Here is a 13704-nt window from a genome sequence, read left to right as displayed (position 1 = left end):
CATTATCCGTTATTTTATTCAAAAATGAAAAAATTTTTCTTTTTAAGTTTTTTACTATCAACATGCTTCGTTTTTAGCCAAAAGAAAACTTTACAGGCACAGTCTATTTCGCAATCTATTGTGGTTGATGGAAAACTAGATGAAGCCGCATGGGAAAATGTTCCTGTTGCTACAGACTTTGTAATGTTTGAGCCCGATAACGGAAAACTTATTCCTGATGCTAAAAGATCTGAAATTAAAGTTCTATATAATAATGACGCCCTTTATATTGGTGCAATGCTATATGATGATGAGCCAGATAAGATTTTAAAAGAAATCTCCCAACGCGATAATTTTGGAACCGCAGATATTTTTGGCGTTTTCATTAATGGCTTTAACGATGGGCAGCAAAATTTTGAATTTTTTGTTTCTGCTTCTGATGTACAAGGCGATTGTATCATGACAGATGCAAATGGTGAAGATTTTACCTGGGACGCCGTGTGGATTAGCAAAGCCCGATTAAGCGATAAAGGATGGATTGTAGAAATCAAAATTCCGTATGCAGCATTGCGATTTTCAGGAGAAAACAAACAAACCTGGGGAATTAATTTTTTTAGGGAAATAAAAAGAGAACGTAAAAAATATACCTGGAATTTAATAGATACCAAAATTGGCACTTTTACGCAGCAAAACGGTAATCTGGACGGTATTGAAAACATCAAACCTCCTACCCGATTGTTTTTTATGCCTTACGCTTCTTATTATCTAAATGCCGGAGAGGGACAAAAAACGTACGGAACAATGAAAGGTGGAATGGATATTAAATATGGTATAAACGACGCTTTTACACTCGATGCCATTTTAATTCCTGATTTTGGGCAAACAAAATATGATGATCAGATTTTGAATTTAGGTCCGTTTGAACAGCAATTTAACGAAAACAGGGCTTTTTTTACAGAAGGAACTGATTTGTTCAACAAAGGAAATATGTTTTATTCGAGAAGAATTGGAGGCGCACCGTCAATTGATCCGGATCTAAATGACGATGAAAAAATTATCGAAAATGTTCAGAACGTTAATCTTATTAATGCGCTAAAAGTTTCGGGAAGAACTAAAAATGGTTTGGGAATTGGAATTTTAAATGCCGTTACCGAGAAAACATTTGCTGTAATACAAGATACCATAACTGGCGCAACCAGACGCGAGATTGTCGAACCTTTGACAAATTATAATGTTTTGGTTGTAGATCAGCGCTTCCGCAAAAATTCATCGGTAACTTTAATCAATACCAATGTTTCCAGAAATACACATTATCGCGACGCCAACGTAACCGGTTTGGCCTGGGATTTAAATACAAAAGCGAATACCTATAATTTATCCGGGAATGTTAAATACAGTTTAATTAATGCCGAAGAAGACAAAAACGGTGTTTATTCGACTATTGGCTTTGCCGAAACAAGCGGCAATTATCGCTACAGTTTTGGTTCAGATTTTGTTTCTAAAGATTTTGATCCGAATGATTTGGGAATTAATTTCTATACTAATTATTATAACTTTTACGGAAACGCCAATTACAGGATTTTAAACCCAACAAAACTTTTTAACAGCTTTAAGATTAACCTGAATATGTATTCGGAATTTAATAAAGAGTCCGGAAAAGTACAAGACAACAGCATCAATGCAAATGTGAACCTAACGACCGTAAAAAACAATTATTACGGAACAGGAATTACGTTTTATCCATTAGAATCATACGATTATTATGAACCAAGGGCAGACAATAGATATGTCGCGCTTCCGCAAAGAATAGAATGGTGGGGAAGTATTTCGACCAATTACAATTATAAATTTGCTTTGGATTTAAATCCCACTTTATTATTTTTTAATGAATCAGGAAGATTGAATTATGGTGTTGACATTGGCCCAAGATATCGTTTTAATGATAAACTATTGTTGACCTACACTTTTAGTTACCTAAGAAAAGACAACAACAAAGGGTATATTGACAGTGTTGATGAAGATGATAATGAAATTACACCTGAAACTATTGTTTTTGCAAATAGAAATGTAATTACCTACGCTAACACTTTGGGCGGAAAATATGCCATAAACAGTGCAATGACGCTTAATCTGGCCGTTCGCCAATATTGGTCATATGCCGAAAACAAAGATATTCTTGAACTGGAACAGGACGGAACTTTATCACCACATCCGCAATATACCGAAAACAAAAATTCGAGTTTTTATTCCTGGAATGCCGATCTTTCCTATTCCTGGTGGTTTGCTCCGGGCAGTCAGGTTTCGGTTTTATACCGAAATAGTGCGGCTAATTTTGAACGTAAAATTGACAAAGAATTCAAATCGAATGTAGCCGACTTATTAACCAATACGGCATTAAAACATGTTTTTTCTGTAAGCGTAAAATACTTTATTGACTATAATGCAGTCAAAAATAAAATTAGAAAGCGAGCGTAGTCTGAATTAATTTTAAAAAATAAAGACTTATATAATTAATTTAATATTTTTCACAACAATTCATTTTATTAAACATAAATTATGACATTGCTTTCTTGCTCATTTTATAAATGGTTTATCTTTGTAAAAAACTAAAAATGATGAACAAAAAAGTAATACTTATGATTTTAGACGGTTGGGGAAAATCTCCTGACCCTAAAGTATCTGCAATAGACAATGCAAACGTTCCTTTTATAAACAGTCTTTACCGAAATTACCCAAGTGCACAACTTAGAACTGATGGTTTAAACGTAGGTTTACCAGAAGGTCAAATGGGAAACAGTGAAGTAGGCCACATGAATCTTGGTGCCGGAAGAATCGTATATCAGGATTTAGCTAAAATAAATCTGGCAGTGGCACACAAAACGCTTGCAAAAGAGCAAGTATTGGTTGATGCTTTTAAATATGCCAAAGAAAACAATAAAAAAGTTCACTTTTTAGGATTAGTTTCTGATGGAGGTGTTCACTCTCATACTTCACATTTACGCGGATTAATTGACGCTTCTCAGGAATATGGTTTAGATAATGTTTTTATCCATGCTTTTACAGATGGTCGTGATGTTGACCCAAAATCAGGAGCAAAATACATTCATGATTTAGAAGAATATATTAAAGAAACTCCTGTAAAAATTGCTTCGATCATTGGTCGCTATTATGCAATGGATCGTGACAAACGCTGGGAAAGAGTTAAACTTGCTTACGATTTATTGGTAAATGCAAAAGGAACCCATTCTCAAAATGCAGTTGCAAGCATGCTAAGCAGTTATGAAAATCATGTTACCGATGAGTTTATCGAACCAATTGTTATGGTTGATGAGAAAGAAAATCCATTGGCTACAATTACTGAAGATGATGTTGTTATTTTCTTCAACTTTAGAACAGACAGAGGCCGTGAACTTACTGAAGCGCTTTCGGAACAAGATTTCCATGAGCAAAACATGCACAAATTAAAATTGTATTATGTTACGCTTACCAACTACGACGAAACGTACCAAAACGTAAAAGTAGTTTACAATAAAGATAATATTACTGAAACTCTTGGTGAGGTTTTAGAAAAAGCCGGTAAAAAGCAAATTCGTATTGCCGAAACCGAAAAATATCCACACGTAACTTTCTTCTTTTCCGGCGGAAGAGAAACTCCGTTTGAAGGAGAAAGTAGAATTTTAAGAAACTCTCCAAAAGTAGCAACTTACGATTTACAACCAGAAATGAGTGCTTTTGAATTGAAAGATGCACTTATTCCTGAATTAAACAAAGGCGAAGTGGATTTTGTTTGTTTAAATTTTGCAAACGGAGATATGGTAGGCCATACCGGAATCATGAGCGCTGCAATTTTGGCGTGTGAAGCTGTCGATGCCTGCGTAAAAGGGGTTATCGAAGCAGCTCTTGCAAACGATTATACTACCATTGTAATTGCCGATCACGGAAATTGCGAAACTATGATTAATCCTGACGGAAGCCCAAATACGGCGCACACAACAAACCCAGTGCCGATTATTTTGGTTGACAAACAATTAAAAAACATAAACGATGGTGTTTTAGGCGACATCGCTCCTACTATTTTAGAATTAATGGGCGTGCAGCAACCAGCAGCAATGACTTGTCATTCGTTGTTGTAGTTTTTTTAAAACCATATAAGTCATATAAGTTCATTAAACTTCGTGTGACTTAACTTTAAACCATATAAGTTATGTAAGTTGATTTAAAACCTCCATAACTTATATGGTTTTGCTTTTTTTTTAGAAAAATAAAAACCACAGTGATTATATTTACTTATATAACTTATATGGTTTAAAAAACGTCACACTAAAAAAAAGTGATAAACCCACTCCACACCATAAATCACAAGTCCGATCATTCCTCCTACCAGCGTTCCGTTGATTCTGATGTATTGGAGATCCTTACCTATTTCCAGTTCTAATTTTTCAGAGACTTCTTTTCCGTCCCAGCTTTTTACTGTTGAAGAAATTAAATCTCCAATCACTTTTTTATTATTTAGAAGTACTGATAATAAATCAATTTTGATAAAATTATTGATTTTGTCGATCATTATGGGATCATCTTTTATTCCGGTTCCGAAACCCTGGATTAAATTGGAGATACTATTTTTGATGGAAGATTGATCCCCTTTTTCCAAATCATTAGAAATAGACAATTTTATTTCATCCCAGATTCCGTTTACATAATCCTGAACTTCTTTTTTGCCTGCAAAACCAAGAATCAAGTTGTTGATTTTTACCCGCATTTCTTCTGAGTTTTTTACCTGATCCAGAAAATTATAAACATATTCGTCTATTTTAATTCGTACAGCGCTATCAGGATTTTTGGCTTCCTCTAAAAACTCGGCGAGTCCATTAAAAATTCCTTCTGAAATGCTTTTATCAGCTAAGCCAAAACTCAAAAATGGCGTTGATTCTTTTACTTTTTTGCGAATCAAATCTTTATTATTAGCCAATTCGGTACTCATAACTTCCATTAAATTGGTTAGCATTTGGTCTTTTACATTTCCTTTTTGCAAAGGTTCCAAAGCCAAAGCAACCCAATCTCCAAAATTAATTCCTTCCAGTTTTTCCTTAAACTGAGCCTGAATTAATCGTTTTACATCTTCATCTTTTATCGTTTTTAAAACACCCGGAATAATATTTACAACCACCAAATTGGCAATTTTATTGGCATTTTCTCCTTGTGAAAGCCAATCTGAAGCTTTTGTCGCAAAATTGAATTCTTCTATTTTAATTTCCAGTTTTTCACGATTCAGGAATTCCTCCGAAACAAAACTGCCCAGATTTTCTCCAATTTCATTTTTTTTGGTTGGAATAATCGCCGTATGCCAAATCGGGATTCCCATCGGATGACGAAACAAAGCCACAACCGCAAACCAATCGGCGATTCCACCCACCATTGCTGCTTCGCTAAACGCCTGCAGCATCGGAATCTTAAAATAAATCGCAATTATAAATAAAAGAACCGCAAAACCTAAAAGTGCCAAAGCGTTTCCTTTCATTTTTCGTAAAGCTTTTTCTTTGGATATATTTTCCTGGACTATCGGAGTTTTCATGATTTAAACGTTTTTACTACTAATTTACGTTTTTTCTGTCAAATATTAATCTGAAAAAGCTTTGAGTTTTTAATAAATCAATTTAGAATTAAAAAGGTTTGCCACGAATTTCACTAATTTTCACTAATTAATTTTTGTGTGAATTTTAAAAACGATGAATTCCTAAAATTCAATTTTGTATTAATTTTTAATTTGTGCTAATTCGTGAAATTCGTGGCGAAAAAAACAATTCGTGGCGAAAAATTTATATTAAAATTGTACTTTTGCGAACTGAAAATCTGAAAAATATGATTATCCAAAAAAGTAGAGAGGAAATTGAATTAATGCGCGAAAGTGCTTTGATCGTATCTAAAACATTAGGAATGATTGCTTCTGAAATTAAAGAAGGAGTCACCACATTATATCTTGACAAGTTAGCCGAAGAATTTATTCGTGATCATGGTGCCGTTCCTAGTTTTCTGGGATTGTATGATTTTCCGAATTCGCTTTGCATGAGTCCGAACGCACAGGTTGTACACGGAATCCCGAATAACACACCTTTGAAAAATGGTGATGTTATATCCGTAGATTGTGGCGCTTTCAAAAACGGATATCACGGTGATCACGCCTACAGTTTTGAAATTGGCGAAGTTGCTCCGGAAGTTAAAAAACTTTTGAAAGTAACCAAAGAATCTCTTTACGTAGGAATCAGGGAATTTAAAGCAGGAAATCGCGTGGAAGATGTTGGAAATGCGATTCAAAAATATACTGAAGCTCACGGTTACGGCGTTGTTCGCGAATTAGTTGGACATGGTGTTGGACAAAAAATGCACGAAGAACCGGAAATGCCAAACTACGGAAAACGCGGCCGCGGAAAACTTTTTGTTGAAGGAATGGTTGTTGCAATTGAACCTATGATTAATATGGGAACAAGAAACATCAAACAACTAAAAGACGGGTGGACAATCCTGACTGCTGACGGAAAACCAAGTGCGCATTTTGAACACGACGTTGCCTTAATTGACGGAAAACCAGAATTGTTATCAACTTTTCAATACATCTACAAAGCTTTAGGAATTGAGAGTAATGAAGAGGATGAATTTAGACAAGTGCCGTTGGTATTATAACACGAATTTCACTAATTAACACAGATTAAATATTGCGGTGAAATTTCACTAATAATAGTGATGAATGAATAATGATGAGTGAGTTATATTTAAAAGAAGAGTCCTATAAAATTATTGGGATTTGTATGGAAGTCCATAAAATTTTAGGAAAAGGGCATAGTGAAAAAGTGTATGGCGATGCATTAGAATATGAATTTCAAAGAAATGAAATTCCTTATAACAGAGAATTAAAATATAATATCGCTTACAAAGACATTATATTATCAAGTTATTATTTTGCAGATTTTGTAATTTTTAATGAAATCATTTTAGAGTTAAAAGCAATTACAGCACTGTCAACAAGCGAAATTAAACAAACATTAAATTATTTGGCTGCGTCAAAAAACAAACTAGGTTTACTGGTAAATTTTGGCGAAGACAGTCTAAAATATAAACGAATAATACTATAACCAAATCAAAGGTTCGTGAAATTTCACACACAGAATAATCCGTGTAAATTTGTGAAATTCGTGTTCAAATCTATTAAACTGTGAAGAAACTTTTCAAACTAATACTTAATACAATTCCGCGTCCATTATTAATTCGTTTGAGTTATGTGGCGCGTCCGATTTTGGCTTTATCATTAAAAGGAGATAAATATACTGACCCTATTGATGGGAGAAGTTTTAAATCGTTTTTACCTTACGGATACGGAAAACAACGTAACAATGTACTTTCGCCAAGTACACTTTCGTTAGAAAGACACCGTTTGCTTTGGCTGTATTTGAACGATCAGACCGATTTTTTTACTGCTCCAAAAAAAGTATTGCACTTTGCTCCGGAACAAGCTTTTTATAAATTATTCCGCAAGCAAAAAAATCTTGATTACACCACAACCGATTTATTTTCGCCTTTGGCAGATGTAAAAGCAGATATTTGTAATTTGCCTTTTAAAGACAACGAATACGATGTGATTTTGTGCAATCACGTTTTAGAACATATTCCGGATGACACAAAAGCGATGCAGGAATTATTTCGTGTGTTAAAACCAGGCGGAATGGCAGTTTTACAGATTCCGCAGGATTTATCGAGAGAAAAAACTTTTGCAGACGATACAATTACAGATCAAAAAGAGCGTGCTAAAATATTTGGACAATACGATCACGTTCGTATTTACGGAAGAGATTATTTTGACAAATTAAGAAGCATTGGTTTTATTGTAATCGAAGAAGATTACACCAATAAAATTGCACCAGAATTGGTAGAGAAATATTGTTTGGCAAAAGGCGAAATTATTCCACTTTGCTTTAAACAGGAAAACTAAACAGATTTTTTTTTACCATATAAGTAATGTAAGTTCATTTAAAAAGTCGAATACTAAGATAAAATAAAGAAAAATCCGTTTTATCTGCGTTCTTTTTATAGTTTTCGATTTTTTAAATTAACAGAACTCTCAATTACAACCAAACTTCTCCCTAATCTTGAAACCTTCAAAATCATTTCAATTTTGTTTTGACGTCAGTTTTGACAAAAACCTGAATACTTATCTTCCAACTTCTTATGTCGTTGAAGACACCGATGACATTAAATACTTAGACAAAAAAGCGACTTCCGGAATTCTTAAAAGCTTCGGAATTATATTTGATGATTTAGATTCTAATTCAAAAAAAATACTGACGGCTTGCGAATCTTTAAAGCCAGAGTTTATTTTTAAAAAGTTTAGTACCAAAATCAAATCGGCAAAAACAATTGCAGACTTACAGAAAGACTCTAAAATTGAATTTGCCATTCGTCAGCATTTGCAACTAAATCTGGATTGTTTTTATACTTTAATTGTAAAAGAACAACTTCCGCTGTCAATTAATATGAGCGCTGAAAAGGATTTTTTTCGTTCAAGAGTCGATATTGAACTTCGTTCTTTTGAACCTCAAATTCAATTTGACAAACACGATGAAGGCATTACATATACTTTATCTTTAAAAGAAAACGAAACTACTTTTTTACCCATGAATAGTAGTGTCGATGTTCTTTTAGACGAGCCAGGCTGGTTAGTTATCGATAAGAAATTAGGACAGTTAAAAGATCTTAATTCTAAAAAACTTTCGCCTTTTTTAACTAAAAAATCGATCGAAATACCCTCAAAATTAGTTGACAATTACTTTAAGAATTTCATTCCCGAAATTGCTAAAAAAATTGACATCCAGGCAACCGGTTTTGAAATTGAACTTCGTGATACCATTATTTCCTGCACGATTCAGCCTGTTTATGATTTCTTCAAAAACTGTTATTATCTCAATTTGTTTTTTGATTATAATGGCTATTCATTTGATTCAGCCAAAATAAAAAAAACACATTCGTTTGTTGATTTCAGTATTATCAATGAACCCAAAATAATTCAGTTTAAACGAAGTGCTGATGAAACTTTATACACAAATAAATTACTTGAAATTGGTTTCATAAAAATCAAAAACGAATTATTGGGGTTGAATTCTGAAACAGAAATCAGTGATCCTTACACCAATATTCAATTCGTTATTGATCGCAAAGAAGAACTTGAAAATCTGGGATTTACTATTCAGAATTTAAAACTCGAAAGCAAAGAAATCATTACAGAAAACCATACGGTTTCAGCTTCAAAAGAAACAACCGGAGATTGGTTTGACATTAAAATAATCATTACAATTGGAACTTATACAATTAACTTTAGTGATATAATTCCCAATATAAAAAGCAAAGAAAGACTCTTTTTATTGCCTGACGGAAACTATTTTTTGATTCCGTTGGAATGGTTCAGTAAATATAGTTCGCTGGCAAAACTGGCAAAAACAGAAGACGGAAATCTTCTTTTGCGTAAAAGTAATTTTACTGCTTTGGATGCAATACCGGAAATCAAAAATGACATTGAACCCATTTACGAAGCTGAATATGTAGCTTCTGATTTGCTAAAAGCTACTTTAAGACCTTATCAAATTGATGGTGTAAAATGGCTTTTGGGTCATTTTAACTCGAATCTTGGTGCTTGTCTGGCTGATGATATGGGACTGGGTAAGACATTACAAACCCTGGCCGTTCTGGTTGCCGTACAGGAACAATTAGGATTTACAACAAAAACCACGAATTTTGATTTGTTTCAAAATGAAACTACTATAGAAAGAGAACCTTTAAAAACGCTGATTGTTTTACCTTCTTCATTGGTTTTTAACTGGTACAATGAAGCTGCGAAATTTACACCGCACTTTTCGAAAATGCAATATGTGGGTAATGACAGGAAATTATTAGCGAGCAGATTAGACTCTTGTGATTTAATTTTTACGAGTTACAGTATTGTGCATCGTGATATTTCAATCTTAGAAAAAGTCAATTTCAGGTATTTAATTTTAGACGAAAGTCAATACATTAAAAACAAGAATTCTAAGATTTTCAAAGCGATTAATAAAATAAATACATATAATAAAATTGCGTTGAGTGGTACGCCAATAGAAAATTCGCTTGACGATTTATGGTCGCAAATGGAATTTATAAATCCGGAAATTTTGGGCAGTTATAATTTTTTCGCGGAAAATTTTAAAATTCCGATTGAAAAAAAGCAGGATGAAAACAGTTTATCTGAATTAAAAAATCTGATTCAGCCTTACATATTAAGAAGAACCAAAGAACAGGTTTTAAAGGATTTACCAGAATTAACAGAGCAGATTTATTACTGTGACATGGATCCTGAACAGGAAAAATTGTATGAGCAGGAAAAATCAAAAGCGCGTAATTTTTTATTAAAAACAGACGGATCAAGTCCTGACAAAATTAGCATTATCAATACGTTGATGAAGTTAAGACAGTTGAGTAATCATCCAAAAATGGTGGATCAGGAATCTGAAATTGATTCCGGAAAATATATTGCGGTTACTCATTATCTGGAAAGCTTAGTAAAAGGAAAACAAAAGACTATTATTTTCAGTTCGTTTGTTACTAATCTGAATTTTTATACGGATTGGTGTAAAGAAAATAAAATAGCATTTTGTGAAATTACAGGTGAAACTCCGGCAAGTAAAAGAGAACAGCAAGTAAAACTTTTTCAGGAAAAAGAAGAACCGTTGTTATTTTTTATTTCGCTTAAAGCGGGCGGTGTTGGTTTGAATATTACCAAAGCTTCTTATGTTTTATTTCTGGATCCGTGGTGGAATCCTTTTGCTGAAAAACAAGGAGTTGGGCGGGCACACCGAATTGGTCAATTGAATAAAGTAAATGTTATCAGGTTTATTTCAAAAAATACGGTAGAAGAAAAAATAATTAAATTGCAGGAAAACAAAAAGCTATTATCTGATTCGCTTTTAGAAGAAAGTTTTGTTAATGATGAAATCGAAGTTAATCTGGATTACATTTTGGGTTCTTAATAAATTGTTTTTAAAACCAATAAAACGTACTATTTTTCGTTATATAAATTGTTATATTTACAATCTTACAACGCAATAAGATGTCAAAATTTTTGTTTCAGAACTTTCTTTTGTTTTTCATTTTTACTTTCGCGACAGCGCAGGAAGTACAAAGAGAAGTTATTCCTCCTTATAATATAAAAACAGTTTCGTTTGTTCAAAACGGAAATAATGTTGTGCCGATATTTGAATTAGGCTCCACATTTGAATTGCAATTCGATGATTTATTTGGTAATGAAGCCAATTATTATTTCGATATTACGCATTGCGATTATAATTGGAAACCAACCGATATTCCGAAAACAGATTTTATTCGTGGTTTTGATAATCAAAGAATTACCGATTATGTAAATTCGTTTAACACGCTTCAGGTTTATTCACATTACCGACTTGCTTTTCCCAATCAGTTTACAACGCAATTAAGACTTTCAGGAAATTATATTGTAAAAATTCTGAACGAAGATAAAGAAGTGGTTTTCTCAAGAAAATTTATTTTATACGAAGAGCATTCGACTGTTGCGGCTCAGGTAAAAAGAAGCCGAAACCTCAGCAATATAGACTATATGCAAAATCTTGAGTTTACGGTACTTTCTAATGATATTGCTTTTCAAACGCCTTTGCAAAATGTGAGAGTTCTTTTGCTGCAAAATGGAGATTTTAATACCGTAATTAAAAATATTCCTCCGCAATATACGATTGGCAATCAGTTGGTTTATAAATACGGACAGGAAACTTTGTTTTGGGGAGGAAATGAATTTTTATATTTTGAAAATAAAGACATTCGGGCCGCTAATAATAATGTAGGGAAAGTAGGGTCTAATAATGATATTTATAACTCTTATTTGTATACCAATGCCGCAAGAGCCAATCAAATTTATACCAATTATGAAGATGTAAACGGTAATTTTGTAGTTAAAAACATCAATGGTTCTAACAACGAAATTGAAGCCGATTATGCCTGGGTTTATTTTACACTTTCGGCACCAACATTCAGGTCAAATAATAAAGACATTTATGTTACCGGGATGTTTAATAATTACAGCCTGTCGCCAGAAAATAAAATGGATTACAATCAGGATAAAGGTGTTTTTGAAAAAGCTATCATGATCAAACAGGGTTTTACCAATTTTCAATATAAAATTGCAGATAAAAATGGTATTGTTGATTATGAAAATGCAATTGACGGCAACTTCTACCAAACCGAAAATGAATACACAATATTGGTATATTATAAGCAAAGTTCTGATCGATATGAAAGAGTTATCGGAAAAGGGAATGCTAACTCTATCAATATCACCAATTAAAACATTGTTAAAGGATTTCGGGTAAACGATTTTTTTTCGTAAGTTTGCCACTATAACACTCACATATATACGACGTTAGTATGGTTTCTCAGATTACAAGAGGCATAAAAATATCTGTTTTAACTAGTTTTGAAGGTACTTACTTCAAGAACTACAAGATTCATTTTGCCTTTAGCTATGTAATTACAATTGAAAATCATAGTAAAGATTCGGTTCAGTTGACATCTCGTCACTGGGAAATTTTCGACTCTCTAAACGACCTTGAAGTTGTTGACGGAGAAGGAGTTATCGGAAAAAAACCTGTTTTAAAGCCTGGTGAAAATCACACTTACAGCTCTGGTTGTTTGCTTTCATCTCCATACGGAGCCATGAAAGGTCATTTTAATATGATCAATTTTACCACCACAAAAACATTCAAAGTAATTGTTCCTACTTTTAGAATGTGCGCACCTTTTGCATTAAATTAATTTATTGCAACTTCTATTATTCCCTCTTTTGTAATTGCGTAAACTTTGTCTTTTTCTGTTGGAATTAAGTATGAATTTCCTGTAAATTCTCCAAAAGCCGGAAAAATTAATTGATTTGGTTTGTGAAAAAAACACGATAAACTTAAAAATTGTCGTCCTAATCCTCTTAATTGTATGCCGGGATGAATGTGTCCGCAAAAATTAAAAAAATCTTCTTTCTCTGTTGGATGATGGGTTAATAAAAAATTGCCTATTTGTAATTCGGTATAAATTTCAATATTTAAATCTGAATAATTTTCTTTTGAGATAATATCGTGATTTCCTTCCACTAAAATTATTTTCTGCGAATGTTCTTTATTCCATTGCACAAAGAGATCCCATTCGTTATTGATTTTACTATGAAACAAATCGCCCAAAAAAACGATTGTTTTTGGATTAAATAATTCTAAAACCGTTTTTAATCGGGTGAAATTTTCAAAAATGGCATTGTTTGGAATTCCGATTCCGTGTTTTCTAAAATGCGCCACTTTTCCTAAATGCACATCTGAGATTAAAAGTATTTTTTCTTTTTCCCAAAAAACAGCACCAGACTGATGCAGAATGAAATCCTGATTGTTTATTATTATGTTCATTCCCTTTGACTATAAATTATTTCAATACATAGAAACATAGATTTACGGAATATCGAAAAAACGTATTATAAAGTCAACCTTAAACACGAATTTCACTAATTGCCACTAATTCGTTCGTGAAATTAATTTCACAAACTAAACTAACGATTAAAATTTGTGCAAATTTGTGAAATCCGTGTTTGTTTTATACTATGTGCAGCCGGTAAAATTCTATCAGGCTATATGTGACAAACTAGTT

General features: G+C 33.0%; 10 protein-coding genes. 8 read left to right on the top strand and 2 right to left on the bottom strand.

Features of this window, described 5'->3' with window-relative positions:
- Nucleotides 1-24 precede the first annotated feature (24 nt).
- Both SD960_RS07460 and gpmI read left to right on the top strand, forming a co-directional pair.
- Nucleotides 25-2454, top strand: a complete 2430-nt coding sequence (locus tag SD960_RS07460) for a DUF5916 domain-containing protein (RefSeq protein ID WP_318801933.1) — start codon at nucleotides 25-27, stop codon at nucleotides 2452-2454.
- 140 nt (nucleotides 2455-2594) lie between these two features.
- Entirely contained in the window at nucleotides 2595-4112 is a 1518-nt protein-coding gene (gene gpmI, locus SD960_RS07455) for a 2,3-bisphosphoglycerate-independent phosphoglycerate mutase (RefSeq protein WP_318802251.1), read from the top strand.
- Between the two features lie 182 nt (nucleotides 4113-4294).
- Here gpmI and SD960_RS07450 read toward each other — a convergent pair whose 3' ends face one another.
- Nucleotides 4295-5551, bottom strand: a complete 1257-nt coding sequence (locus tag SD960_RS07450) for a DUF445 domain-containing protein (RefSeq protein ID WP_318801931.1) — start codon at nucleotides 5549-5551, stop codon at nucleotides 4295-4297.
- 287 nt (nucleotides 5552-5838) lie between these two features.
- On the opposite strand from SD960_RS07450, the gene map reads away from it, so the two are divergent.
- The 6 genes from map to apaG all read left to right on the top strand — a co-directional run bounded on the left by map (nucleotide 5839) and on the right by apaG (nucleotide 12834).
- Nucleotides 5839-6657: a type I methionyl aminopeptidase gene (gene map, locus SD960_RS07445; protein WP_318801929.1), complete on the top strand. Its 819-nt coding sequence runs from the start codon at nucleotides 5839-5841 to the stop codon at nucleotides 6655-6657.
- 74 nt (nucleotides 6658-6731) lie between these two features.
- Nucleotides 6732-7106: a GxxExxY protein gene (locus SD960_RS07440; protein ID WP_318802249.1), complete on the top strand. Its 375-nt coding sequence runs from the start codon at nucleotides 6732-6734 to the stop codon at nucleotides 7104-7106.
- 80 nt (nucleotides 7107-7186) lie between these two features.
- Nucleotides 7187-7960 carry a methyltransferase domain-containing protein gene (locus tag SD960_RS07435; protein ID WP_318801927.1) on the top strand — a complete coding sequence of 258 codons (774 nt, stop codon included), beginning with the start codon at nucleotides 7187-7189 and terminating at the stop codon, nucleotides 7958-7960.
- Between the two features lie 157 nt (nucleotides 7961-8117).
- The gene (locus SD960_RS07430; RefSeq protein ID WP_318801926.1) at nucleotides 8118-11024 is read left to right on the top strand and encodes a DEAD/DEAH box helicase; all 2907 of its coding nucleotides are present in this window, start codon (nucleotides 8118-8120) and stop codon (nucleotides 11022-11024) included.
- Between the two features lie 80 nt (nucleotides 11025-11104).
- A complete protein-coding gene (locus tag SD960_RS07425; protein WP_318801924.1) occupies nucleotides 11105-12367 on the top strand; it encodes a DUF5103 domain-containing protein in 1263 nt (420 codons plus the stop codon).
- An 80-nt stretch (nucleotides 12368-12447) separates the two neighbouring features.
- Entirely contained in the window at nucleotides 12448-12834 is a 387-nt protein-coding gene (gene apaG, locus SD960_RS07420; protein ID WP_042563756.1) for a Co2+/Mg2+ efflux protein ApaG, read from the top strand.
- Here apaG and pdeM read toward each other — a convergent pair.
- Nucleotides 12831-13466, bottom strand: coding sequence for a ligase-associated DNA damage response endonuclease PdeM (gene pdeM / locus SD960_RS07415; RefSeq protein ID WP_318801918.1), 636 nt, complete (start codon nucleotides 13464-13466; stop codon nucleotides 12831-12833). The two genes, apaG and pdeM, sit on opposite strands and share 4 nt — an antisense overlap.
- Nucleotides 13467-13704 lie beyond the last annotated feature (238 nt).

The organism is Flavobacterium sp. MMLR14_040 (assembly GCF_033657265.1).
GTDB lineage: Bacteria > Bacteroidota > Bacteroidia > Flavobacteriales > Flavobacteriaceae > Flavobacterium.
Note: the sequence above shows the minus strand (reverse complement) of the source record. Positions and strands in the feature narration are given on the sequence as shown.

Coding starts and splice junctions, on each gene's coding strand:
- SD960_RS07460 (WP_318801933.1), top strand. CDS start 25: ATGAAAAAATTTTTCTTTTTAAGTTTTTTACTATCAACATGCTTCGTT.
- map (WP_318801929.1), top strand. CDS start 5,839: ATGATTATCCAAAAAAGTAGAGAGGAAATTGAATTAATGCGCGAAAGT.
- SD960_RS07425 (WP_318801924.1), top strand. CDS start 11,105: ATGTCAAAATTTTTGTTTCAGAACTTTCTTTTGTTTTTCATTTTTACT.
- gpmI (WP_318802251.1), top strand. CDS start 2,595: ATGAACAAAAAAGTAATACTTATGATTTTAGACGGTTGGGGAAAATCT.
- apaG (WP_042563756.1), top strand. CDS start 12,448: ATGGTTTCTCAGATTACAAGAGGCATAAAAATATCTGTTTTAACTAGT.
- SD960_RS07440 (WP_318802249.1), top strand. CDS start 6,732: ATGAGTGAGTTATATTTAAAAGAAGAGTCCTATAAAATTATTGGGATT.
- pdeM (WP_318801918.1), bottom strand. CDS start 13,466: ATGAACATAATAATAAACAATCAGGATTTCATTCTGCATCAGTCTGGT.
- SD960_RS07450 (WP_318801931.1), bottom strand. CDS start 5,551: ATGAAAACTCCGATAGTCCAGGAAAATATATCCAAAGAAAAAGCTTTA.